This window comes from Bradyrhizobium sp. CCGE-LA001 (genome assembly GCF_000296215.2).
Lineage (GTDB): Bacteria > Pseudomonadota > Alphaproteobacteria > Rhizobiales > Xanthobacteraceae > Bradyrhizobium.
Map to the genome: position 1 here is coordinate 5,358,725 of NZ_CP013949.1, position 23,819 is coordinate 5,382,543.

The 23,819-nt window shown below is 66.4% G+C and carries 17 protein-coding genes; 7 read left to right on the forward strand and 10 right to left on the reverse strand.

Annotated elements, in window-relative coordinates:
* Positions 1-311 precede the first annotated feature (311 nt).
* Positions 312-6,140, forward strand: coding sequence for a negative regulator of septation ring formation (locus tag BCCGELA001_RS25130; RefSeq protein ID WP_060736573.1), 5,829 nt, complete (start codon positions 312-314; stop codon positions 6,138-6,140).
* 404 nt (positions 6,141-6,544) lie between these two features.
* Here BCCGELA001_RS25130 and BCCGELA001_RS25135 read toward each other — a convergent pair whose 3' ends face one another.
* Genes BCCGELA001_RS25135 through BCCGELA001_RS25145 form a run of 3 tightly spaced genes read right to left on the reverse strand, consistent with a single transcriptional unit; the run spans position 6,545 to position 9,334 of the window.
* Positions 6,545-7,411, reverse strand: a complete 867-nt coding sequence (locus BCCGELA001_RS25135) for an MlaD family protein (RefSeq protein ID WP_060736574.1) — start codon at positions 7,409-7,411, stop codon at positions 6,545-6,547.
* A 16-nt stretch (positions 7,412-7,427) separates the two neighbouring features.
* Positions 7,428-8,198 (reverse strand): ABC transporter ATP-binding protein, encoded by a 771-nt coding sequence (locus tag BCCGELA001_RS25140; protein ID WP_060736575.1) that lies wholly within the window; start codon positions 8,196-8,198, stop codon positions 7,428-7,430.
* A gap of 2 nt (positions 8,199-8,200) precedes the next feature.
* Positions 8,201-9,334, reverse strand: coding sequence for an MlaE family ABC transporter permease (locus BCCGELA001_RS25145; RefSeq protein ID WP_060736576.1), 1,134 nt, complete (start codon positions 9,332-9,334; stop codon positions 8,201-8,203).
* A gap of 143 nt (positions 9,335-9,477) precedes the next feature.
* Between BCCGELA001_RS25145 and dgcA the strand changes: the two genes are divergently transcribed.
* Positions 9,478-10,473 carry an N-acetyl-D-Glu racemase DgcA gene (dgcA, locus tag BCCGELA001_RS25150; RefSeq protein ID WP_060736577.1) on the forward strand — a complete coding sequence of 332 codons (996 nt, stop codon included), beginning with the start codon at positions 9,478-9,480 and terminating at the stop codon, positions 10,471-10,473.
* Here dgcA and BCCGELA001_RS25155 read toward each other — a convergent pair.
* Entirely contained in the window at positions 10,443-11,639 is a 1,197-nt protein-coding gene (locus BCCGELA001_RS25155; RefSeq protein ID WP_008554953.1) for an MFS transporter, read from the reverse strand. The genes dgcA and BCCGELA001_RS25155 overlap by 31 nt on opposite strands.
* A 75-nt stretch (positions 11,640-11,714) precedes the next feature.
* Between BCCGELA001_RS25155 and BCCGELA001_RS25160 the strand changes: the two genes are divergently transcribed.
* Complete coding sequence (locus tag BCCGELA001_RS25160) at positions 11,715-13,139, forward strand: hypothetical protein (protein WP_060737822.1); 1,425 nt, start codon at positions 11,715-11,717, stop codon at positions 13,137-13,139.
* Positions 13,140-13,539: 400 nt separating this feature from the next.
* Here the strand turns inward: BCCGELA001_RS25160 and BCCGELA001_RS25165 are convergent, their stop codons facing one another.
* A complete protein-coding gene (locus BCCGELA001_RS25165; RefSeq protein WP_060736578.1) occupies positions 13,540-13,899 on the reverse strand; it encodes a hypothetical protein in 360 nt (119 codons plus the stop codon).
* A 138-nt stretch (positions 13,900-14,037) separates the two neighbouring features.
* Between BCCGELA001_RS25165 and BCCGELA001_RS25170 the strand changes: the two genes are divergently transcribed.
* Positions 14,038-14,421: a glyoxalase/bleomycin resistance protein gene (locus BCCGELA001_RS25170; protein ID WP_008554958.1), complete on the forward strand. Its 384-nt coding sequence runs from the start codon at positions 14,038-14,040 to the stop codon at positions 14,419-14,421.
* Here BCCGELA001_RS25170 and BCCGELA001_RS25175 read toward each other — a convergent pair.
* Entirely contained in the window at positions 14,414-14,857 is a 444-nt protein-coding gene (locus BCCGELA001_RS25175) for an RbsD/FucU family protein (RefSeq protein WP_060736579.1), read from the reverse strand. The genes BCCGELA001_RS25170 and BCCGELA001_RS25175 overlap by 8 nt on opposite strands.
* 164 nt (positions 14,858-15,021) lie before the next feature.
* On the opposite strand from BCCGELA001_RS25175, the gene BCCGELA001_RS25180 reads away from it, so the two are divergent.
* The gene (locus BCCGELA001_RS25180; protein ID WP_060736580.1) at positions 15,022-16,803 is read left to right on the forward strand and encodes a caspase family protein; all 1,782 of its coding nucleotides are present in this window, start codon (positions 15,022-15,024) and stop codon (positions 16,801-16,803) included.
* A gap of 343 nt (positions 16,804-17,146) precedes the next feature.
* Here the strand turns inward: BCCGELA001_RS25180 and BCCGELA001_RS25185 are convergent, their stop codons facing one another.
* From BCCGELA001_RS25185 to thiD, 4 genes are all read right to left on the reverse strand, one after another.
* Positions 17,147-18,130, reverse strand: coding sequence for a threonine/serine dehydratase (locus BCCGELA001_RS25185; RefSeq protein ID WP_060736581.1), 984 nt, complete (start codon positions 18,128-18,130; stop codon positions 17,147-17,149).
* Positions 18,131-18,194: 64 nt separating this feature from the next.
* Positions 18,195-19,238: a glycosyltransferase family 4 protein gene (locus BCCGELA001_RS25190; RefSeq protein ID WP_008554978.1), complete on the reverse strand. Its 1,044-nt coding sequence runs from the start codon at positions 19,236-19,238 to the stop codon at positions 18,195-18,197.
* 13 nt (positions 19,239-19,251) lie between these two features.
* Positions 19,252-20,064: a UDP-2,3-diacylglucosamine diphosphatase gene (locus tag BCCGELA001_RS25195; RefSeq protein WP_060736582.1), complete on the reverse strand. Its 813-nt coding sequence runs from the start codon at positions 20,062-20,064 to the stop codon at positions 19,252-19,254.
* Between the two features lie 340 nt (positions 20,065-20,404).
* Complete coding sequence (thiD, locus tag BCCGELA001_RS25200) at positions 20,405-21,205, reverse strand: bifunctional hydroxymethylpyrimidine kinase/phosphomethylpyrimidine kinase (RefSeq protein ID WP_060737823.1); 801 nt, start codon at positions 21,203-21,205, stop codon at positions 20,405-20,407.
* A 275-nt stretch (positions 21,206-21,480) separates the two neighbouring features.
* Here thiD and BCCGELA001_RS25205 point away from each other — a divergent pair, with 275 nt between their 5' ends.
* Both BCCGELA001_RS25205 and BCCGELA001_RS25210 read left to right on the forward strand, forming a co-directional pair.
* On the forward strand, positions 21,481-23,460 hold the full coding sequence (locus BCCGELA001_RS25205; RefSeq protein WP_060736583.1) for a PAS domain S-box protein: 1,980 nt from the start codon (positions 21,481-21,483) through the stop codon (positions 23,458-23,460).
* Between the two features lie 104 nt (positions 23,461-23,564).
* Positions 23,565-23,810 (forward strand): Lrp/AsnC ligand binding domain-containing protein, encoded by a 246-nt coding sequence (locus BCCGELA001_RS25210; RefSeq protein ID WP_008554991.1) that lies wholly within the window; start codon positions 23,565-23,567, stop codon positions 23,808-23,810.
* The last annotated feature ends 9 nt before the right edge of the window (positions 23,811-23,819 follow it).

A 23,819-nucleotide genomic window follows, 5' to 3' on the forward strand; every position in this document is an offset into this window, starting at 1 on the left:
AGCCTGATGTACGCAATTCCGCCGGCTTCTTGACGAAAAGTTGCCGCAATTGGCCGAGTTCAGTGGAGAATTGCATTTATTGCTAAGGCGTTACGCCGCGATCCTGTTAACGATGATTAAGAATGTCTTAATCGCGGGCATTTCATTCGCGACGCTCTGCCAATAGGATGTTGCAGAAATTGGCGGACAAGCCGTCCGGGTGGGGACGGCTCGGAGATCCGCGCAAGCGGCATGATCCGGTCTGTGGGCTTGCGTAGCGCGCGCAGAGCTCGCGGGGGGACGCGTACAAGTAACGAGGGCTCGGACTGAACATGGCGAACACTCCGAAAAAGGTCAAAGACCCCACAGAAGTTGCGCTTTCTGCAATCCAGGAAGCCCTCAACATCAGTGACACCGCGGCGGACACCAGCCGCAACGCGACGATGCGCAACGAAACGCCGCCTCCGGTGGCGCCACCTGCGCCCCCGACCTTTGACGATCCGAGCTTCGAGCCGCGGCCGGCCGCCAACGAACGGTCGACCGTGTTCGATCCGATCGAGGAGCCACGCACCTCGCGCCGTCCCGCCAATGACGACCGCGAGACTATCGGTCAATTGCTCCAGGCGCTCCAGAAGGGCCGCCCTGCCCGCAACGTCTACACCTTCGCCACCATCTTCGCCGGCGTCTGGCTCGCCGCCTGCGCCGCGCTGACGTTCGGTTTCCTGGCCTCGATCCAGGCGGCCATGGGCCAGAGCGGCGGCGTGCTCGTCATTGCCGGCCTGGTCGCGATGTTCTTCGCGCCGGTCATGCTGTTCTACTTCCTGGCGAGCCTCGTCTGGCGCGGTCAGGAAATGCGCATGATCGCGCAGGCGATGGCGCAGGTCGCGATCCGCTTCTCCGAGCCGGAAGGCTCGGCTTCGGATTCCATGGTCACCGTCGGCCAGGCCATCCGCCGCGAGGTCGCGGCGATGGGTGACGGCATCGAGCGCGCCATCGCGCGCGCCGGCGAGCTGGAGACGCTCGTCGCCAACGAGGTTGCCGCGCTGGAGCGCGCCTATTCCGACAACGAGGTGCGCATCCGCGCCCTGCTTCAGGACATCGCGCATCAGCGCGACAACTTGGTCGGCCAGGCCGAGCAGGTCCGCAGCGCCATCTCCGGCGTGCAGATCGACCTGCGCCACGACATCGCGCTGATCTCGGACGCGATCGCCTCGCGCGTCGACGAGGTCGCCAAGTCCATCACTGGCGCGCTGGAAGAGCGCGGCGCCCACATCACCAGTGCATTGAGCAATGCCGGCGACAACATGATCCTGGCGCTCGGCGAGCGCGGCGGCGACCTGCTCGACCGCCTCGAGGAGGCCAGCAACGAGACCACGCGCGCCGTGCTCGACGCCAGCGAGCGGCTGACCACCAGCCTCAACTTCAAGACCGGCCACGTCCACGACGAGTTCGTCGACCTCGCCGACCGCGTCCACGAGATGCTGAACGAGCGCATCGACCGCATCACGGGCGAGTTCGAGCAGCGCTCCGCCGCGATCGTCGACGGCATCTCCGAGCGCACCGAGCTGGTGCACGATTCCCTCAAGAATTCGTCGGACTCGCTGCTGCTGGAGCTCGAGCTGCGTTCCAACGACATCTCCGCCAAGATCGACGACGCCGGCAACCGGCTCGCCGGACAGATCATGACGAGCGGCGACAAGGCGAGCGAGGCGCTCGACGCCACCGTCAATGCGCTCGTCGCCAAGGTCGTCACCCAGACCGAGACCGCGCACGACTCGCTGTCGCTCCAGATGAGCGCCTTCGACGAGCTCGTGCGCAACCAGGGCACCGAGCTGGTCGAGAAGTTCGCCCGCGATTCCGGCACGCTGGGCGCGCTGATCACGCGCCACATCTCCGAGTTCGATCGCACCGTGAAGACCTTCGGCGGCGAGATCGTCGAGCGCATGGGCCAGCGTACGCAAGATATCCACGAGTCGCTGAAGACCTATGTCGACAATTTTGACAGCCGCTTCACCGCGAACGGCGGCGCCATCACCGGCGTGCTCGATCAGCGCCTGGTGCATTTCGAGACCACCATCGGCGAACGCGTCAGCAGCCTCGACGCCTCGCTGAACGACAAGATCGCCAGCCTGGACGGCACGATCGAGGGCCATATCAAGACGTTCGACGAGCAGCTCGTCGGCCGCGTCGCCTCGCTCGAACTATCGTTCGATACCCGCGCCAGGTCGATGACCGAGACCATCGACGGACGCATCAACACGCTGGCGACGTCTCTGACCGACGGCGCCGCGCAGGCGATCCAGTCGATCGACAACCGCCTCACCCACCTGACGACGTCGCTCACCCACGGCGCCTCGCAGGCCATCGAGACGATCGATGCGCGCCTCAATCATCTGACGAGTTCGCTGACCGACGGCGCGTCCCAGACCATCCAGTCGGTCGATACGAGACTGACGCACCTCACGACGACGCTCACCGGCGGCGCGACGCAGGCGCTGGAGTCCATCGACAGCCGCCTCACCTATTTGACCACCGCCGTGACCAACGGCGCCTCCCAGGCCGTGCAGTCCATCGACACCCGCCTGACGCTGCTGACCTCGACCCTCACGGACGGCACCGCGCAGGCGATCGAGGCGGTCGACCGCCGCATCACAGGTGTCACCGAGGTCATCGACAGCCGCAGCACGCATCTCACCGACACGGTCACGGCGCGCTTCCAGGAGATCCATCACACCATCGAGACCAAAGTCGGCTCGGTCGCGAGCGACATCGACGTGCGCGTGGCGCAGTTCGAGGACCTGCTCGGCTCGCGCGTCGAAGCCGTCGCCGGCCGCATCGAGAGCAGCGGACGCCAGGCCAGCGAGGACATGATGTCCCGCGCTGAGATGATCTCGACCGCGATCCGCTCGCATGTCGAGGACGCCGAGCGCTCGCTCACCAACCTCGTCGTCAACACCAGCGAGACCATCCAGACCGGCGCACGCACCGCCCAGCAGTCGCTGCTGACGGTCTCCTCCGACGTCAATGCCCAGCTGAAGATGACCTCCGCCGAGGTCGAGCAGGCGCTGACCGCGGTCGGCACCGGCGCGGCGAACTCGATCCTGACCAGCGCCCGCGAGGCGCAGTCGTCCCTGGTCGCCGCATCGGGCGATGCGTCCAGCCAGCTCAAGGGGCTCGCGGCCGACGTCGAACGCACGCTGACCGCGGCGGGCTCGGCGACCGCCGCCTCGATCCTGTCCGGCGCCCGCGAGGTGCAGACCACGCTCGTCACGGCGTCCTCGGATGCAGCCAACCAGGTCAAGACGCTCTCCACCGACCTGCAGCGCTCGCTGACGCTGGCCGGCACGACCACGGCGGAGTCGATCGTTGCCGGCGCCCGCGATGCACAGAGCGCCCTGATTGCGGCCTCGACTGAGACCGCCAACCAGATCAAGGCGCTGTCGTCGGACGTGCAGCGCTCGCTCACGATGGCCGGCACCTCGACCGCCGAGATCCTCACCAGCGGCGCTCGCGAGGCCCAGAACACGCTCGTCACCGGATCCACGGATGCGGCGGCGCAGGTCAAGTCGCTCGCAGCCGACGTGCAGCGTTCGCTCTCGATGGCCGGCACCTCGACCGCCGAGACCATCACTTCCGGCGCCCGCGAGGCGCAGAACATGCTGGTGACGGCCTCCTCCGAGGCGGCCAACCAGGTCAAGTCGCTCGCGGCCGAAGTGCATCGTTCACTCTCGCAGGTCGGCCAGACGACCGCCGAGACGATCACCACCAGCGCCCGCGACGCCCAGACCACCCTGCTCACGGTCTCGGCCGAGCAGACCAGTCAGGTCCGTTCGCTTGCGGCCGAGATGCAGCGCGCGCTGGCGACCGCCGGCGGCGCCACCATCGAGGCGCTCACCAGCGGCGTGCGCGAGGCGCAGGGATCGCTGATCTCCGCCTCGACCGACGCGGCGAGCCAGATCAAGTCGCTCACCACCGACATCGAGCGCACGCTGACCGCAGTCGGCGCCGACACCGCCTCGACCATCCTCAACAGCGCACGCGAGGCGCAGACCTCGCTGACCTCGACCTCGGCGGATGCCGCGAGCCAGATCCGCGCGATCTCGACCGAGATCGAGCGCACGCTGAGCGCGGCCACCGCGAATGCGACCAACGACATCCAGACCAGCGCGCTCAACGCCCAGAACGCGCTGATCTCCGCCTCCAACGAGGCGAGCTCGCGGGTCAAGACGAGCTCTGCCGATGTCGAGCGCTCGGTGCTCGCCGCAAGCAGCAGCTTCGGCCAGGCCATGACCGGCAAGACCGACGAGATCGTCACCTATGTGCAGCAGCAGGCCGACCGTCTGTCGAACATGATCGACGCCAAGCGCGGCGCCCTGATCGACGCGATCGGGTCCAAGACCAGCCAACTCACGCTCGACATCGACCGCGTCACCTCCGACGCGCTGAAGTCGATCGAGACGCGCGGCCAGGCCTTCTCGCAGACCATGATGGGCAACGGCTCGGAAGTCGCCCGCGCCATCAACACGGCGAGCGAGATCGCCACCGGCGCGGTCGGCAAGTCGCTCAAAGACCTCGAGCATGCCTCGCGCTCGGCGATCGACCAGTCGCGCCAGGTCTCGATCGCTGCCGTCACCGAGATGCAGGAGACCAGCAAGATCCTGCGCACCGACACGGTCGCCCTGTTCGAGCGCCTGCGTGAAGGCAACATCCTGCTGCAGGAGGTGCTGACCGGTGCGCACGACAACCTCAACTCGCTGGAGCGGGCGCTGGTGACGCGCGTTGCCGATTTCGTCTCGGCGATGAACGACGTCACCTCGCGCAACGGCGCTGCGACGCAGGGCCTGGAAGACCAGCTCAACGTCTTCAACAGCAAGACCACGAAGGCGCTGCAAGACCTCGGCGAGCTGTCGACCCAGTTCGACAAGCACGGCAAGGCGCTCGTCGATGCCGCACAGGTGGTCGAGCAGAGCAACAAGAACACCACCGCCTCGCTCGCCGAGCGCAAGCAGGCGCTGGAATCGCTCGTCACCACCATCGACCTGCGCACGGCCGATCTCGACCAGCGCCTGTCGCGCTTCACCGGCCTGCTCGATGAATCGCTGGCCGCCGCCGAAGAGCGGGCCCGCGACATCGCCCGCGTCGTCGCCGAGACCGCCGGCGCCGGCTCGGCCGCCATCACCCGCCAGTTCGAGGCGGTGCGCGCAGCCTCCGAGGAGGAGCACCGGCAGACCATCGAGGCAATGCACGACATCTACCGCCAGACCACGGACGAAGCGGATGCGATGTTCAAGCAGTCGACCGAGCGCTTCACCAATCTCGTCTCCAGCATGAAGCAGATGGCGCTCGAGATGCACAACGAGCTCGAGGCTACCCGCAACGAGCTGCGCCGCGGCGTGCTCGAGATGCCGCAGGAGGCCGCCGAGAGCACCGCGCAGATGCGCAAGGTGATCGTCGACCAGATCGAGGCGCTCGCCGAGCTCAACCGCATCGTGGCCCAGCACGGCCGCGGCCTCGACGTCACCACGGCGGGCCGCGCCAGCGTGCAGCGCCAGGAAGAGCCGGTGATGGCGATTGCAAGCGGCCGCACCACCGAAACCCGGACGCGCGACACCGGCAGTGCCTCGACGCTGCCGCCGCCGGACCTCGGCATGCCGGCCGCGCGCCGCACCGAAGCGCCGCCGGTCGCTCCTGCCGGCAACGACCAGGGTCGCGACGGCTGGCTGTCGGACCTGCTCAACCGCACCGACGCCAACCAGGGCGCGCCGACCGGCCGTGAGGCTCCCCGTGGCCGCCCGGCCCCCGCTCCGCAGCCGCAGGCCAGCAGCAATCCGCTGGAATCGCTGTCGCTCGACATCGGCCGGCTGATGGACCGCAACCTGGCCGCCGAGATGTGGGACCGCTATCAGCGCGGCGAGAACAAGGCTTTCACCAAGCGCCTGTACACGCCCGCCGGCCAGAAGGCCTTCGACGAGGTCGCCCGCAAGTACCGCGCCGACCGCAACTTCAAGGGCACGGTCGACCGCTATGTCGCCGAGTTCGAGCGCCTGCTCGACGAAGTCGCCCGCGACGGCCGCGGCCCGCAGGAGCTGCGCAGCCACCTGACCTCGGAGACCGGGCTGGTCTACACGCTGCTCGCGCACGCGGCGGGACGGTTGGGGTAAGCGACGGACAGCAAAGAACAGCGAATGAAAACGGAGGCCTCACGGCCTCCGTTTTTGTTTTGGATGCCGTAAGAGAAGCGGCACTGCGCATTGGAATATCGCGCTGCTCCTGCAACCTCGTCATTGCGAGGAGCCCTTGCGACGAAGCAATCCAGACTACCTCCGCAGAGACAGCCTGGATTGCTTCGCTACGCTCGCAATGACAGGGAAACAGTTTCGCCTCTCTCCTCTCGTGCCCCGGACGCAGCGCAGCGCCCCTTCGGCGGTGCGCTGCAGAGCCGGGGCCCATGTCGCGGACGGCGATTGCCATCTGGACCCCGGCTCTGCGCAGCAGCGTTACACGCTGCACGCGTCCGGGACACGAAACCTGGCTACAATGACGATAGTGAAAGGCGCCGATTGGCCTACCGCCTCGGCGCTGCCGCCGGCCTCGGCGGCTCGGGCGCAGGCGCCGGCTGCGATGAATTGCTGGCGCCGAACAGCACGCGGGTGGGATTGCGGTCGAAATTGTTCACGGCGCGGCTGATGTCGCCGAGGGTGCGACGGCCGTCGGCCATCAGCGCACCGGAGCGCTTGTCGAAATCCTCGGCGAGCTCGCGGATCGACTTCACCGCCTGGAACAGCTCGCCGCCATCCTTGCCGCCCGCGAGCGTGTTGAGGCCGAGCATGAGGCTATCGGCCTTGAGCATGACGCCGTCGACCTTGGCCATCACGCCGTCGATCTTCTCGGAATTGCGCGCGAGCGAATTGGTGAAGGTCTCGAGGTTCTTCAGCGAGTTCTTCACCGATTCCTGATTGTCGGCGACGATCTTGTTGACGTTCTGCAGCGTGGCGCGGATCGCCTCGGTGACGTCCTGGAGCTTGTTGGGGTCCGCCGTCAGCGTCGGGATGCCGTCCTGGTCGAGCGGCGGTGCCGGAGCGGCCTCGTCGCCGCCCTTGAGCGAGATGGCGGCAACGCCGGTGAGGCCCTGGAATTCGAGGCCGACCAACGTGTCCTTGCGGATCGGGGCGTTGTTCTCGATCATGGCGAGTGCGACAACCCGCCGCGGGTTGTCCAGCTTCACCGAGACCACCTCGCCCACCCGGATACCATTGAAGTTGACGCTGCCGCCGTTGCGCAGGCCCGCCGCCGGACCCTCGAACACGACGCGCAAGGGGCTGCGCTGCTTGGTGGTGTGCAGCGACTGAAACCACAGCACGAAGCCGATCGCGGCGGCGATCACCGCCAGCGTGAACGAGCCGATCAAGACGTAATTCGCCCGCGTTTCCATCAGGTGCTCCGGCTACTCAACTCATGACCGCGCGGGCGCGCTTGCCATGGAAATACTGCCTCAGCCAGGGATGCTGCGAGGCCTGCATGTCGGCGATCGACCCTGCCGCAATGATCTTACCGTTCCCTAAAACGGCGATGCGGTCACATGCGGTGTACAGGCTGTCAAGATCGTGGGTTACCATGAAAACGGTCAGCCCCAAAGTGCGCTGGAGCGTCCGGACCAGCTCGTCGAAATCGCCGGCGCCGATCGGGTCGAGACCCGAGGTCGGCTCGTCCAGGAACACCAGATCCGGATCGAGCGACAGCGCGCGCGCCAGCGCCACGCGCTTGATCATGCCGCCCGAGAGCTCGGAGGGAAAGCGGTCGGCGACCTCGGGCTTGAGGCCGACCATGGTCAGCTTGGCCATGGTGATCTCGTCCATCAGCCGCTGCGAGACGCGCAGATATTCGCGCATCGGAAACTGGATGTTCTGCCGCACCGTGAGCGAGGAGAACAGCGCGCCCTGCTGAAACAATACGCCCCAGCGCCGCTCGACGTTGCGGCGCTCCGACGTGCTGGAGGAATCGAGATCCACGCCGAACACCTCGATGGAGCCGGCGACCTTCGGCACGAGGCCGATGATGGTGCGGGTCAGCACCGACTTGCCCGCGCCGGAGGGACCGACGAAGCCGAGGATCTCGCCGCGCTTGACGTCGAGGTTGAGGCCGTCGAGCACGCGTGTTGCGCCGAACTGCACGGTGATACCGCGGACGCGGATGATGGGGTCTTGAATCTCGCCCGCCATCGTCACATCCCGATCGCGGCGAAGAAGATGGCGAAGACGCCGTCCATCACGATGACGAAGAAGATGCCCTTCACCACCGACGCCGTGGTGTGCTGTCCCAGCGACTCCGCGCTGCCCTGCACGGCGAGCCCTTCGACGCAGGCGACGATGCCGATCACGGCGGCCATCACCGGCGCCTTGACGATGCCGACGATGAAATGATCGATCGAGATGGCGTCGCGCAGCCGCAGCAGGAACGCCTCGGGCTGGACGCCGCCATAGAGCCAGGCCACCAGACCGCCGCCATAGAGCGCGGCCATCGCACCGAGGAAGGCGAGGATCGGCAGCGCCAGCACCAGCGCCATCATGCGCGGCAGCACCAGCACCTCGATCGGGTCGAAGCCCATGGTGCGCAGCGCGTCGATCTCCTCGCGCATCTTCATCGAGCCGAGCTCGGCGGTGTAGGCACTGCCCGATCGGCCCGCGACCATGATGGCGACCAGGAGCACGCCGATCTCGCGCAGCACCAGAACGCCGAGCATGTCGACGACGAAGATGTCTGCGCCGAACCTGCGGAAATGGAAGATGCCCTGCTGGGCGATGATGCAGCCGATCAGGAAGGTGATCAGCACGATGATCGGGACCGCGCGCCAGCACACCTGCTCCATGTGGTGCACGGTCGAGGTCAGGCGGAACGAGCGCGGATGGATCAGGATGCGAAAGCCCGCCGCGAGCACCGCGCCGAGCATGTCGACGAGGCCGGCAACGGTGCCGGCAATTCCGGTGACGGTCCGGCCGATCTGTTCCAGCATGCCGGTGATGGTGATCGGGCTGCTGTCGATCACCGGGGTTGCCCGTACCCGCCGCACCTCGTCGACCAGGCTGGAATAATTGGCGGAGAGCCCCGCGATCTGCGGCTCGACCGCGCCGCTCGTCAGGCTGCGGCGCAGCCGCTCGATCAGCCAGGCGCCGAACGTGTCGAGCTTGGCGACCTCGGAGACGTCGATGAAGATGCTTTGGGGACTGCCGGCGAGTTTCTCGGCATCGGCCACCATCCGCTCCAGGACCGGCGCAAAGCTCGCGGTCCAGGTGCCGGTGGCGCACAGTGCCAGCGCGTTGCCCTTGGCAATCCGCTCCAGCTTCGGATCGCCGTTCAAGATGTCCGCTCCCGTGCCGAAGCGCAGGAAACGGATGGAATCGGATGGTTGCGCACGCGCCCTTACCTAGAGAAGGTATCCCCAACTGGCCATTGTTAGTTGCTAGAGGTAACTAGCAGGTTCAGATTTCGCCAGAGTTCAAAATGACTTCCACGAAACTTCTCGCCCTGGCGGCGCGAATCGAGCGCTTCCCGATCGCCGGCAGCTTTACCATCAGCCGGGGGGCCAAGACCGAGGCCGTGACCGTCGTGGCGGAGGTCAGCCGGGACGGCCTGACCGGCCGCGGCGAATGCGTGCCCTATCCGCGCTATGGCGAGACGCCCGAGGCAACGCTGGCTGCGGTAAAGGCCATGCAGGAGGCTGTGGCGGGCGGGCTGACACGAACGGCCCTCCAGACCGCCATGCCGTCAGGTGCGGCCCGTAACGCGCTGGATTGCGCCCTGATTGACCTCGAGGCCAAGGCGGCGGGCCTGCGCGCCTGGAACCTGCTGGACCGTCCGCCCCCGACCGAGCGCACCACGGCCTACACGATTTCGTTAGGAGCGCCGGAGGCCATGGCCGTGGCGACCGCCAAGGCGGCGCACCGGCCATTGCTCAAGATCAAGCTCGGCGGCGACGGCGATCCGGAGCGAATCGCGGCGGTGCGCAAGGCCGCCCCCGCAGCCGAGCTGATCGTCGATGCCAACGAAGCCTGGACCGAGGCCAATCTGGAGCACAACCTCGCCGCCTGCGCCGCGGCCGGCGTCACCCTGGTGGAGCAGCCACTGCCGGCTGGGAAGGGCGAGGCGCTGGCGCGGATCAAGCGGCCGCTCGCCGTCTGCGCCGATGAGAGCGTGCACGACCGCGCCTCGCTCGCGCCGCTGCGCGACCGCTACGATGCCGTGAACATCAAGCTCGACAAGTCCGGCGGCCTCACCGAGGCGCTGGCGATGGCCGATGCTGCGCAGGCGCTTGGCTTCGAGATCATGATCGGCTGCATGGTCGCGACATCGCTGTCGATGGCGCCGGCGATGCTGGTGGCACCGCAGGCACGCTTCGTCGATCTCGACGGTCCCCTGCTGCTCGCGCGCGATCGCGACCACGGCCTGCGCTATGACGGCAGCCTGGTCTATCCGCCGGACGCCTCGCTCTGGGGATGAGCCATCAGCCGGTGCCGCGCCGACCAGATCACGAGCGCGCCGGCCGCGGCCATCGCCGCCATGACGTAATAGAGGCTATCGCCGATGCGGGCATAGATCGCGCCCGACGCGATCGAGGTCGCAGCGCCCAGGAGCCCGTTGCACGCGGCGTAATAGCCCTGGCCCCGCGCGATCTGATGTGAGGGCACGCGCTGCACCAGGAGATTCATGGTGCCGAGAATGGTCATGCCGAAGCTGAAGCCGTGGCCGAGCTGCACGATCGCGAGCAACAGCAGCGGCGGCTCATTCGCCGTGACGATCCAGCGCACCACGGCGCTCACGCCGCCGATCGCGATCATCGTGGACGGATGCAGCGAGAAGCGCGGCGACAGCGCGAACACGACGATCTCGGCGATCACACCGAGCGTCCACAGGCCCGCGATCGTCAGCCCGCTGATCCCGTGGAGCTGCCAGTTGATGGCGGAGAACGTGTAATAGGCGACGTGGCTGCCCTGGATCAGCGCTGCCGAGGCGATGATGGCCCAGAAGCCGGCATCGCGCAGCAGCGCCGTGTCGGCACGCGCCTCGGCGCTCTTGCGCCTAATCTCGTCGAGCGGCTGAAGCAGCAGGCTGGCTGCGACCGCGACGACCGCCCATGCGACGATGATCCAGATCAGATCGCGCGCTGCGATGACGTCCACGAGGTAGCCGCAGGCGAGCGAGCCCGCGGCGAACGCAGCCGAGCCCCATAGCCGCAGGGGTCCATAGTCGAGCCCGTAGCGCGCGACGCCGCGCAGCGCATAGGCATCGGTCAGCGGCATCGTCGGCGTCCAGATCATGCAGGTCAGCGCATAGATCAGGAACAGCGCCAGCGGCTGCTGCTGCAGGCCGACGGCGGTGAAGCCGATCGCGGTCGCCAGCACCGAGACCATCATGGCACCGCGAATGGCCTGACGCTTCTCGGCGAAGGCGGTCACTTGCGGCAGCGTGGTGAAACGCGTCATCGCCGGCAGCGCGTTGATGATCCCGATCCAGGCTGCGTCGATGCCGATCCCCTTCAGCCAGAGCGGGAAGAACGGCAGATGCGTGCCCGAGACCGCGAAGACGGCCGAATAGAACAGCGCTAGACTCACGGCGAATCGCCGCTTCTGCGCCGCTGCAATGGGGATTTGTGATTCGCCTGCCATCAAACCAATTGCGATTCGGTCGATATCGTGGTGATCGTTACAGTAACGCGTACTGATTTGCGCGACGAGATTGTCATGGCCAACGAAGCATTCGCCCTCTCGCCCATGTCTGCCCGCGCGGCCGAGCCGAACGAGCAGGATTACGACGCGATCCGCGAAGCCTTCATGGAGACCGCGCGCGGCCGCTGGTTCCTCGGCGAATACGCCAAGCGCAACCGCAATGCCGACACCCGCATGGTGCTCGATGCGGTCGCGAAAATCGAAGAAACCCTTGCGGCACAGCGGCAACCGGTCGTCGAGGACCGCCTGCCCGAAGCGCTGGTCGAGATCCGCCGCGCCATCCGCGAGGCCGAGACGATCGCGATCGCGGCGTTCGATCCCGCGGCGATCGAGGCGAGCCTCGCGCCGATCCCGCGCGGGGTGCGCATCATCAAGGAGATCTCCTGGCGCTGGCGCGAGATCGGCGCCGACGGGCGGATCTGCGACCTCATTGATTCGCAGCTGGCCTCGATCGAGGCTGCCTGCGGCCAGATTTCGACCATCGATCCCCGCGTCGAGCTCAAGGCCGCCTTCGATCTGCTGAAGGATCGCGTTGAGCAACTCGACGGCGACGCAACGCCGCAGGCCGCGGCAGCTCCCAGGCAAGAGGCGCCGTCGTCAACGGCGGACGTGCCGCCTGCAGAGGTCGCGCTTGGCGCGGCGGCGAGCGAAGCCCCCGTGGCTTTTACGGAGACGCCGCAAGACGTCGCAGCAGCTCCCGAGACCGGCGCCGCCGTCGAAGCAGCTGACGTCGCCGATACGACCGCCATCGCCGAGCAAGCGATGGAGATCGCCCTCGCGCCAGACATCGCGGCCGAAAGCCCGGTCAGACTGGGCGAAGCCGAACTCGAAGACGCGGCACGTGAAGCAGCCGCGCCTCGAGGCGTTGCGTTTGAAGAGCCGGTCGCAGAGACCGCCGCCTTCGCGGAAGTCACCGACGAGTTCTCGCTCGATGCCGCCGCGGAAGCCGAAGACGAAGCCATCCTGGACGCTATCGCGCTGGAGATGGCCGCGCCCGATCCTGAGTTCGACGAGATCATCGAACCGGTGGAGATGGCGGCGGCCGCTCCGGAACCGATGGCTGTAGAGGTCGCAACTCCCATTGCTGCGGAGCCGCCGCAGCCGGTCGCGCCAGAGCCGGTCGTCGCGGCGGTCGCGGAAGAGCCCGCCGCGGACGCGCCGATCGCGATGGACTCGCTCGCCCGCCTCACCGACGCCATCGCGGAAGCCGCCGCCGAGGTGATGGAGCAGCAGGCGCCGGCGATGGCCGCGACGGCAACGCTCGGCGTCGCGCCGAACGCGACTCTGCCGATGCCTTCGCCCCTGTCCTCGCCCGAGCCCTCCCTCGGTGCCACCATCCTCGCCAGCGGCATCCTGCAAAGGCCGCGAGCCGCCGCCAACGACCCGCTCGGTCCGATCCGCCGCATGACCCAGGCCGAGAAGATCGCGTTCTTTTCGTAAGGCTCAGCACCGTGTCCCGGACAAGCGGCAACGCGTCAGCGTTGCAGCGCAGAGCCGGGACCCAGAGGCCACGAACTCTTCAGCAACAATGGGCCCCGGCTCAGCAGCGCATCGCTGAAGAAGCGCTGCGCTGCTGAGCCGGGGCACGAGAGAAATGTTGAGGCCGGCTCTCTCCGCAGCATCATTGCGAGCGCAACAACGTGACTATCAGCTCCGTCATCCTGAGGTGCGAGGCGCACGATGCGCAGCATCGTGCGGGGAGCCTCGAAGGATGCGCGGCTCCGATGCAGCGGGGCTGTCGCCCTTCGAGGCTCGCCGAAGGGGCGAGCACCTCAGGGTGACGGTCGTAGAGTAGAGCGCGCTGCTTACACCCGCGTCACTGCAAGCGTCACCGCGCCCATCACCCGCAATTCCACACCGCCCCGATTGGCGTGCGCGTCCAGCACGGACCAAAACTGCCGCCATTGTAACGGCCGCCGTTGAAGCCGGGGCGGCCGAAATAGTGCCACTCGCCGTCCCAACGGTAGTACTGCAGAACCGGGTCGATGTACCAATGGCGCCGGTCGGCGCGCGACAGGCGGCGCATCGCGTCCTTCTGCTTGTAGAGCGGAATGCTGTTGCTCAGCGGCTGCCGATAGCCAGGCAGGAAGCCATAGCCTTTCCAGACCGGCTTGGGGCGCTTTTGAACTGGCTCAGCGGGTGCTGTGGCGGGCAGCAGAGACAGGATGACGGCGACGAATAGACACATCAGGCGAGACATGGATCGACCATAGACAGGCGGATGCGAGAAGGCCACTCAAATTCGGGTGCGAGGCTTTTCGCCGCTTCTGCTCATCGTGCTCTCGCGATAAGCATGCAAAGCACAGCAGTGGACGGCTTGCATGTTCCGGAGGGACGAATGTCTGAAACCCCGCGCGTCGGCGCATTCGCCATTATTCCGAGCAACGACCTTCTCGCCGCGATTCCGTTCTGGGAACGTCTCGGCTTCGCGCGTGGCGGCGGCGATGCCGGCTACGTCATCATGGCCGGTTGGGGTTGCGAGGTGCATCTCACGCAAGCCGGCGAGGACCCTTGGCGGGTGCCCGAGCACAATCCATTCGGCATTTTCATTCGCACGCCCGAGGTCGAGGCCATCGCTGCGCGCGTGGACGATTTGATCATCCGTCCCGGCGGCGTTCTGCGTCATCGCGAATGGGGCATGTATGAATTCGGCATCAACGGACCTGACGGTCTGCTGGTCCGGATCGGCTGGCCCTCAGAGCTGGTGATGTCCCCTAGCTGATCACGCCCTTCCTGATCAGGAAGCAGCCATAGCCCCGGCTGTCCCCTACCTGCACCACGCCGAAGCCTGCGGCCGCGGCGCGATAGAAATCCGAACGTGAGAGCTTGCCGGGCGTGACGACGCTGCCGGCCGCGCGTTCGATCTCGGCCAGCACGGCCCGCTGCACCTCGGGCACGCGGTCGGGATCGTCGACCGGCATCATCACGCGCACCGGATCGGGATCGAAATCGTCGAGTGGATAGACCGACATGATGGCGCGGGCAGCCGTCTCCATGTTTATGCCCGGCAGCTGGATCAGGCGCTGCGAGGACGTTGCCGCGGCAATACGGGTCGCCGGGTGGTTGGCGTCGACGAAAACGAGGTCGTCGCCGTGGCCCATGGCGGCGAGCAGCCAGAGCAGGTCGGGCGTCAGGATCGGATCGATCGATTTCAGCATGTGACGGACTTCCTCCCAATCGGTCGTTCACCATAGCAGGTTCCCAACGTGATTCAGATCACGTCTGCCGCCATGGTGACTGGGATCACGGACCGCACGCTCGAACGCGGTCAGGCTTGCTCGCAACCAATCTCGCATCGAGATGAGTGCCAAAGGAGCACGCCATGTTCCGCCTAAAGCCTTTCCTGATGACGGCCAGCCTGCTGGGAAGCCTGTTCGGCTTCAGCTGCGGGCCCGTTTCCGCGCAAGTCGCCCCGGTCCAGCCGGCCCCCACCGCGCTGCAAGGCCCGGAGCAGCGGGTGGCGCTGGTGATCGGCAATGCGAACTACAAGAACGCGCCGCAGCTCGCGAACCCCGACGATGACGCGCAGTCGATGGCGCAATTCCTGAATTCCGCCGGCTTCGAAGTGGTCGCCGCGACCGATTTGACCCAGGACGACATGCTTCGCGTGGTCCAGGACTTCTCCGCCAAGGTCGCTTCGCGCGGCCCGAACACGGTGGCGATGGTCTATTATGCCGGCCACGGCGTGCAGCTCGCCGGCGAGAACTATCTCGTTCCCGTCGACGCCAAGGTGTCCAGCCCGACCGAGCTCGTCAACAATTCCGTGCGTCTGGTCGACGTGATGTCGACGCTGGAGACGATCCCGAGCCGCATGCGCATCGTGATCCTCGACGCCTGCCGCAACAACCCGTTCCCCGAGGTCAACGACGCCGGCCGGGGCCTCGCCATCGTCGATGCGCCGAACGGCTCGATCGTCGGCTACTCGACTGCGCCGGGCGCCGAGGCGCTCGACGGCACCAGTGGTCACAGCCCCTACACCCAGGCGTTCCTGAACGTCGCGCGCGAGCCCAACGTTCCGATCGAGCAGCTGTTCAAGCGTGTGCGCCTCCAGGTCAACCAGACCACCAGCGGCGCGCAGATCCCGTGGGAGAGCTCGTCCTTGACGTCCGACTTCACCTTCTTCGGTGACACAGCCGTTGCCGCCAACCGCGCCCCGGTGAAAGCGCCGGTGGTGCAGATGGCCTCCAACCTGCCGAGTCGCTCGACCCGCCAGGCCTATGACTACGTCGTGTCCGAGGGCCGGCCGGAGTATTATCAGGAGTTCATCCGGATGTACCCGCACGATCCGCTGTGCGACCACATCCGCTGGCTGCTCAACAACCTCCTGCTCACGCAGGCCTGGCACAAGGCGGTGCTCGCGAACTCGCCGCTCGGCTACAAGAGCTTCTATGATAGCTACGGCAACAGCCCTTATGCGCAAATAGCGCTAAAGCTGCAGGTGCAGCCGAAGCAGATCCCGTTGATGCAGGCGACCAAGTTCCTGGCGCCGCAGACCATTGCCCCGACGCTCAAGATCGGCAATCTCGGTCAGCCCAAATACATGCCGGTGATGCCCGGCAATGGCGGCGCGCAGATCACTGGCAATCTGCCGATCGTGCAGAAGCCGATCGACGGCAACATCGGCAAGCTCGGCAATGGCGGGCCGATCGCCAAACTGCCCTTGGGCAACAACCAGCCGAACGGCGCGCCGTCGCAGACCCCGGGCAAGATCGTCACCCTGCCCGCGCCGACCAACACGACCAACGCCAATGGCGGCGGCAAGATCGTGACCCTGCCTGCGACCAACACCACGCCGAACGGCAACAACCGCAGGCCCGGCAAGATCGTCGGCATGCCGGTGAATGTCGATAAGGGTGGCTCGAACATCGACTCGAAGCCCGTCAACGGTCAGACGCAGAACCGTCCGATCCGCATCACCAACGGCGTGAAGATCAACAACGCTCCAGTGAACAAGGTGCAGATGCAGAACAATGTGGACCGCCGTCCGCAGCTCAACACGATGCCGAGCGGCATGGTCAGCAGCAACAACAACTTCCGGCAGTCGATGAACCAGGCGCCGAGCATGAATAGCGGAGGCAACCGTCGCGGCGGCTTCATGCGCTGATTGCCACGAGGAAGGTGCGCCGACCTCGCCCGCAAGCCGGAGAGATTGCACCGAGCAAGCGGCAAGTTCGAACTAACAACACCAAAGGGCAGAGCGACGACGCTCTGCCCTTTCTTCATGTGAGGGAACTCGCGCGAGGCCAGTCTGCGCTCCACTTGCAAACCCAGAAGAGATCGTCATGCCCGGGCTTGTCCCGGGCATCCACGTTCTTTGTGCTGCATGGAAGGGCGTGGATGGCCGGGACAAGCCCGGCCATGACGCCTGTGGGCACATAGTGTGCCCAACACTCATCCCACACGTGGTTACTACAAGTGGGAAGAGGCGAAGCGGGACTAGTAAGAGATCACGCCACCAGCTCTGCGAACAAATCCGCATCGACATTGCCGCCGGAGAGCACGATGACGACATTCCTCCCTGCGACGTCGAGGCGGCCGGCGAGCAGCGCGGCAAGGCCGACGGCGCCGCCGGGCTCGACCACAAGCTTGAGCTCGCGATAGGCGAAGGCGACGGCCGCGCCGACTTCCTTGTCCGATGCGGTGACGCCGCGCGCCAGCAGCTTGCTGTTGATCGCGAACGTCATCTCGCCGGGCATCAAGGCCATCAGTGCGTCGCAGATGGTGCGGCCCGCCGGCGGATGCGGCTCACGGTGGCCCGCGCTCAGCGAAATGCCGTGATCGTCGAACGCTTCGGGCTCGGCCACGACGATCTGCGCTTGCGGATAACGCGCCTTCACGGCGGTCGCGACACCGGCGATCAGGCCGCCGCCGGAGGCCGGCGCCACCACGATGTCGGGGGCAAGGCCGAGGCCCGCCATGTCCTCCGCGATCTCGCGGCCGGCGGTGCCCTGCCCCGCAATCACGAAGGGATCGTCGTACGGCTTGACCAGCGTCGCACCACGCTTCTCGGCGATGCCGCGCGAGATCGCCTCGCGGTCGTCACGGTCGCGATCGTACAGCACGACCTCGGCGCGGTAAGATTTGGTGCGCTCGCGCTTGGACAGCGGCGCATCCGCCGGCATCACGATGGTCGCCTGCATGTCGAGGATCTTCGCCGCGGCAGCCACGCCCTGAGCATGGTTGCCCGAGGAGAACGCGACGACGCCGCCGGCGCGCTTGTCCTGCGGGATCGAGAACACCTTGTTGAAGGCGCCGCGGAACTTGAAGGAGCCGGTGCGCTGGAGCATCTCCGGCTTCAGGAACACCTTTGCGCCGACACGCTCGTTGAGCACGGGAAAAGACAACAGCGGGGTGCGGATCGCGTAAGGCGCGATCACACGCGCCGCGGCATCGATGTCGGCAGGGCCGACCGGGAGGAGCTGTTCGGTCATGGCGGAATGTTATCGCGGCCAATGAGGACCGGGCAAGACACCTCCGCGAGAGGTTTCTTCCCAATCAGGCCACAAAGCGCGGCTGTTCCGCGCCGTTCGGGCCAGACAGCACCGCGCCGACGGCATGAATGCTGTCAATGAAGACCCGGGCCGAGGCTTCCCAGGTGTAATTTGCGGCGAAGGCGACGCAATCCTGCCGGGAGATGCCAAGCGCGGCGAGGCAAGCGTTGCGCAGATCGTGATCGAGGACGCCGACCGGCGCATTGCCGATCACGTCGCGGGGGCCCTTCACCGGGAAGGCGGCCACCGGCAGGCCGCTCGCGAGCGCTTCCAGCAGGACCAGGCCGAACGTGTCGGTCTTGCTCGGGAACACGAAGACGTCGGCCGCGGCATAGATTTCAGCCAGCCCCTCGCCGTGCTTCTCACCGAGGAAGATCGCCTCGGGATAGGCCTCTTCGAGTGCGGCGCGCGCCGGACCGTCGCCGACGATCACCTTCGTGCCGGGCAGGTCGAGATCGAGGAACGCCTCGAGATTTTTCTCCACTGCGACCCGGCCGACCGACAGGAATACCGGCGCGGGCAGGCAGAGATCGACGGGTCGCGGATGGAACAGCTGCGTGTCGACGCCGCGCGGCCACAGCACGACATTGTCGAAGCCGCGCTCCGTCAGCTCGCGGGCGAGCGCGGGCGTTGCCGCCATCACGGCCCGGCTGGGACTGTGGAAGCGGCGCAGCGCCCGCCAGATCAGCGAGCCCGGCACCGGCACGCGGGCGCGGACATATTCGGGAAAGCGGGTGTGGAAGCTGGTCGTGAACGGCAGCTTGCGCTGGCGGCAATAGCGGCGGACCATCAGGCCGATCGGACCTTCCGTCGCGATGTGGATGCTGTCCGGGCGCGCTTCCTCGATCAGCTTCGCGATGCGCGCCGGGCGCGGCATGGCGAGGCGGACGTCGCGATAGCTCGGCATCGCGAAGGTGCGGAACGATTGCGGCGTCAGGAACGCGAACTCGACGCCTAGGCTCTTGCCGGCGTCGGCGAGCTTGGTCAGCGTCCGAACCACACCGTTGACTTGCGGGTGCCAGGCGTCGGTCGCGACCAGGATGCGCATCAGGCGGCTCTCGTCACGCAGCTCTTGCCGCGACCTGCGGGACGGCTGCCGGCTTCTGAAGCTGGTCCGCCCAGGTGATGATCTCGAAATGGCCGTCGTCGTGCTCGACGAGAGCCGTGCAGCTCTCGACCCAGTCGCCGCAATTCATGTAGCGGATGCCGCCTTCGTCGCGGATCACGGCGTAGTGGATGTGGCCGCAGATCACGCCGTCGGCGTCGTGGCGCCGCGCCTCGGCGGCGAGCGCCTGCTCGAAAGCGCCGATATAGTTGACGGCGTTCTTCACCTTCTGCTTGGCCCATTGCGACAGCGACCAATAGGGCACGCCGAACAGGCGGCGGAAGAAGTTGACGAAGCGATTCATCTGGATCGCGAAGTCGTAGGCCCTGTCGCCGAGATGGGCGAGCCAGCGCGCGTTCTGCACCACGAGATCGAAGATATCGCCATGGATGACGAGATAGCGCTTACCGTCGGCGCCGGTATGGACGGTGTTCTCGACGACGTCGATGCCGCCGAAATGCGTGCCGTAATAATTGCGCAGGAATTCGTCGTGATTGCCGGGAATGTAGATGACCTTGGCGCCCTTGCGCGCCTTGCGCAGCAGCTTCTGGACGAGGTCGTTGTGCGATTGCGGCCAGTGCCAGCTCGATTTCAGCGCCCAGCCGTCGACGATGTCCCCGACGAGATAGATGGTGTCGGCGTCGTGGTAGCGCAGGAAGTCGAGCAGAAGATCGGCTTGGGAACCGCGGGCTCCGAGATGGACGTCGGAGATGAACAACGTGCGAAAGCGCCGCTCCGGGCTCTCGTCACTCACATCGTAACTTCCCATGCGCCAACCCGTAACAATGTCCCGTGACAGGGAGATGACCGATTGAACCCTTGAGGCACCCGCGGATACGAATCAAACCTCGCCTCGCCCTGCCCGCGAATATCAGTCGCATGCGACAATCAGGCGACATGGCGCCGCAGGGGCTGCCCGTATTGGTCCGAGCTCCCTTTTGAGACTGGCACTGCTGCCATCCTTCGAGACGCCCGCTTAAGGCGGGCCCCTCAGGATGAGGACTGAATGGGCGGCAGCAGTTTCGATGTGCCGTGCTGCTTGGCCTCATCGGGAGACCGCTGAGGCGGTCGTCTCGAAGGACGAGGCGTGCGTTCAGGCTTTACCCGCTTCAATAGAACTTGTGGAAATGATGGACCGGTCCGTGGCCGTGGCCGACGCTGAAGCGGTCGGCGGCCGCGATCGCCGCGGTGATCCAGGCCTTGGCGTTGCGCACGGCCTGCTCGAGCGCCTCGCCCTTGGCGAGGCCCGCCGCGATCGCCGATGACAGCGAGCAGCCCGTGCCATGGGTATTCCCGGTGGCGATGCGGGGCGCAGCGAGCGCGATCGTACTGTCGGCATCGATCAGATAGTCGGTGCTCTCCGCGCCCTCGCCGTGCCCGCCCTTGATCAGGACGGCACGGCAGCCGAGCGCCAGCAGCCGGCGCCCCTGGCTTTCGATTGCAGCCTCGCTCGCCGCCACGGGCTCGTCGAGCAGCGCGGCGGCCTCGGGCAGGTTCGGCGTGATCACCGAGGCCAGCGGAATCAGTCGCGTGCGCAACGCTTCGATCGCTTCGGCGGCGAGCAGCCGGTCGCCGGAGGTTGCCACCATCACGGGATCGAGCACCACGTGGCGCGGCGCCCAGCGCGATAATGCGCTCGCGATCGCCTCGATGCTGGCGACCTGGGCCACCATGCCGATCTTCACGGCGCCAACGTCGAGATCGGAAAACACCGCATCGATCTGTGCGGTGACGAACTCCGCCGGCGCGGCGTGAATGCCCGTGACGCCACGCGTGTTCTGCGCCGTCAGCGCCGTGATGGCGGACGCGCCATAGACGCCGAGCGCGGCAAACGTCTTCAGGTCCGCCTGAATGCCGGCGCCGCCGCTCGAATCCGAGCCGGCGATGGTGAGTGCGACCGGGGTCGTCATCGCGGGATGCATCTGCTGGTGGACGTCATGACCTGTCCTAGCGCGCCTGCGGAACCCCAGCAAGCGCGGCAGCGATGATTCGCTGCCACGCACCGCTTGCGACCGTCGCCGCATCTCCCCCGCAATCGGGCGGGCTTGAAAAGCGAGCCGCGCCATGGCTTTGCCAGCCTGCCCTTGGCGTCCACACCGATGAGTGAGACGTTAGGTGGTGGAATCGTCCAAGGACGCCAATCGCGCGAGCCGCCCCCGGCCCGCGCGTCTCCCCGGGTGGAATTATGTGGGCCTATTTTCAACGTCTCCTCGACTCCTCGACGTTCTCGCCGCACGGCATCTGCCTGCTGTGGGAACCCCAGCTGGTCTGGCTCCATGTGGTCGCCGACGCCTGCATCGCGGCCGCCTACTTTTCCATCCCGTTTGCCCTCGCCATCCTCGTCACCAAGCGGCGCGACCTCAAATTCGGTTGGGTCTATTGGGCGTTCGCGATCTTCATCATGGCCTGCGGCCTGACCCATGTGCTGTCGATCTACACGCTCTGGGTCCCGATCTACGGCATCGAGGGCCTCCTCAAGGCGGCCACGGCGGTCGCCTCCGTCTTCACCGCCGCTGCGCTCTGGCCGCTGCTGCCGAAGATCCTCGCCATTCCCTCTCCGTTCGAGTTGCGGCAGGTCCAGGCCGCGCTCGAGGAGGAGGAGATCAAGAGCCGGGACGCGACGCTTCTGCTGCAGCAGGTCAGCGATGCCCAGCGCGCGATGCGCGACAGCGTGGCCCGGCTCACCGCGATCGTCGAGACCGCGGTCGACGGGGTCATCCTGTTCGATGCGCAGGACCGCATCCTGCTGTTCAATCCGGCCTGCGAGCGCCTGTTCGGCTACCAGGCCGATGAGGTCATGGGCTGGAACGTCAGCATGTTGATGCCCGAGGCGGACGCTTCGTCCGACAATGCCACGCGGCATTTCGCGACCGGCGGCGAATCCGTCGGCCTGCGCAAGGATGGATCGACCTTCCCGATGGACCTGTCGGTGGGTCAGGCGCGGCAGGACGGCGAGTTGATCTTCGTCGGCATCATCCACGACCTCTCCGCGCGCAAGCTCACCGAGCAGCAGCTGCAGCAGGCGCAGAAGATGGAGACGGTCGGTCAGCTCTCCGGCGGCATCGCGCACGATTTCAACAATCTGCTCACCGTGATCATCGGCAACGCCGAGCATCTCAGCGAGCAGCTCAAGGCCAGGCCCGACCTCAGGCGCTTTGCCGACGACATCTGCCAGTCGGGCGAACGGGGCGCCGAGCTGACGCAGCGGCTGCTCGCCTTCAGCCGGCGCCAATTGCTCCAGCCGCAGATGATCGATTGCCGCGGCCTGCTCGATTCCATGTTCAAGCTGCTCAAGCGGACCTTGCGCGAAGACATCGAGATCAGGACGAGCTCGGGCCCCGGCACGATCACGGCCTTTGCCGATCGCGCCCAGCTCGAATCGGCCGTGCTCAATCTCGCGCTCAACGCGCAGGACGCCATGCCGGCAGGCGGACATCTGACGCTGAGCACGGAGCTGACCGCGATCGACGACGATTATCGCGCGCTTCATCCCGAAGTCGCGTCCGGCGCTTACGCGTTGATCTCGGTCACCGACGACGGCGAAGGCATGACGCCTGACGTCAGCGCACGCGCCTTCGAACCGTTCTTCACCACCAAGGAGGTCGGCAAAGGCTCCGGCCTCGGCCTCAGCATGGTCTACGGCTTCGCCAAGCAGTCCGGCGGCCATGTCTCGATCTACAGCGAGCCGGCCCTGGGGACCACGGTCCGGATCTACCTGCCGCGCGCCGCGGCGGGACAATCGCAGGCGGATCTTGCGGAGGGCGAGGACACAGCGCTGCGCGGATACGAGACGATCCTGATCGCGGAAGACGATCCGTTCGTTCGCTCCTCCGTCATCCGCAGGGTTGAAGCACTCGGATATCGCGTCGTCGCCGCGGTCAACGGCAAGGAGGCCTTGCAGCAGCTGCGCACCGATCCCGGCATCGACCTGCTGTTCACCGACATCGTGATGCCCGGTGGCATGAGCGGCTGGGATCTCGCCGATCAGGCGCGGCGGATTCGCCCCTCGCTGCCCGTCCTGTTCACCTCGGGCTATGCACTGGAGACCCTGGTCGAGCAGGGCCGCGCGCATGCGCAGGCAATCGTGCTGACCAAGCCCTATCGCAAGGTCGAGCTGGCGCAGCGGCTTCGGGATGCATTCACGGCTGCGGCTGTCGCCTCCTGAGCGGCGGACCTGCGCCTGGCGGCTTGTACAGGCGGCCGGCCGCTTGCTAAACCCGGCCGGGTTTGGCCTATTAGCCGGCCAGATGTGCTTTCGGAGTGACCGCGATGGTTCCCTTTTTCGTCCAGATCAAATGCAAGCTCGGCCAGTCCTATGTGGTCGCCAACGCGCTCGCCGAAGCCGAGATCGCCTCCGAGATCTACTCCACGGCCGGCCAATACGACCTGCTGGTGAAGTTCTACGTCGACAAGGACACCGACATCGGCCACTTCGTCAACGAGAAGGTGCAGGTGCTGCCGGGCATCCAGGACACCCTCACCATCATCACCTTCAAGGCGTTCGGCGCGGGCTAGCGCGGCTGC

Excerpts from the sequence above, each read along its gene's own strand:
- BCCGELA001_RS25130 (WP_060736573.1), top strand. The coding sequence starts at position 312 with ATGGCGAACACTCCGAAAAAGGTCAAAGACCCCACAGAAGTTGCGCTT.
- BCCGELA001_RS25135 (WP_060736574.1), bottom strand. The coding sequence starts at position 7,411 with ATGGAAACGCGGGCGAATTACGTCTTGATCGGCTCGTTCACGCTGGCG.
- BCCGELA001_RS25140 (WP_060736575.1), bottom strand. The coding sequence starts at position 8,198 with ATGGCGGGCGAGATTCAAGACCCCATCATCCGCGTCCGCGGTATCACC.
- dgcA (WP_060736577.1), top strand. The coding sequence starts at position 9,478 with ATGACTTCCACGAAACTTCTCGCCCTGGCGGCGCGAATCGAGCGCTTC.
- BCCGELA001_RS25155 (WP_008554953.1), bottom strand. The coding sequence starts at position 11,639 with ATGGCAGGCGAATCACAAATCCCCATTGCAGCGGCGCAGAAGCGGCGA.
- BCCGELA001_RS25160 (WP_060737822.1), top strand. The coding sequence starts at position 11,715 with ATGGCCAACGAAGCATTCGCCCTCTCGCCCATGTCTGCCCGCGCGGCC.
- BCCGELA001_RS25165 (WP_060736578.1), bottom strand. The coding sequence starts at position 13,899 with ATGTCTCGCCTGATGTGTCTATTCGTCGCCGTCATCCTGTCTCTGCTG.
- BCCGELA001_RS25170 (WP_008554958.1), top strand. The coding sequence starts at position 14,038 with ATGTCTGAAACCCCGCGCGTCGGCGCATTCGCCATTATTCCGAGCAAC.
- BCCGELA001_RS25175 (WP_060736579.1), bottom strand. The coding sequence starts at position 14,857 with ATGCTGAAATCGATCGATCCGATCCTGACGCCCGACCTGCTCTGGCTG.
- BCCGELA001_RS25180 (WP_060736580.1), top strand. The coding sequence starts at position 15,022 with ATGTTCCGCCTAAAGCCTTTCCTGATGACGGCCAGCCTGCTGGGAAGC.
- BCCGELA001_RS25185 (WP_060736581.1), bottom strand. The coding sequence starts at position 18,130 with ATGACCGAACAGCTCCTCCCGGTCGGCCCTGCCGACATCGATGCCGCG.
- BCCGELA001_RS25190 (WP_008554978.1), bottom strand. The coding sequence starts at position 19,238 with ATGCGCATCCTGGTCGCGACCGACGCCTGGCACCCGCAAGTCAACGGT.
- BCCGELA001_RS25195 (WP_060736582.1), bottom strand. The coding sequence starts at position 20,064 with ATGGGAAGTTACGATGTGAGTGACGAGAGCCCGGAGCGGCGCTTTCGC.
- thiD (WP_060737823.1), bottom strand. The coding sequence starts at position 21,205 with ATGACGACCCCGGTCGCACTCACCATCGCCGGCTCGGATTCGAGCGGC.
- BCCGELA001_RS25205 (WP_060736583.1), top strand. The coding sequence starts at position 21,481 with ATGTGGGCCTATTTTCAACGTCTCCTCGACTCCTCGACGTTCTCGCCG.
- BCCGELA001_RS25210 (WP_008554991.1), top strand. The coding sequence starts at position 23,565 with ATGGTTCCCTTTTTCGTCCAGATCAAATGCAAGCTCGGCCAGTCCTAT.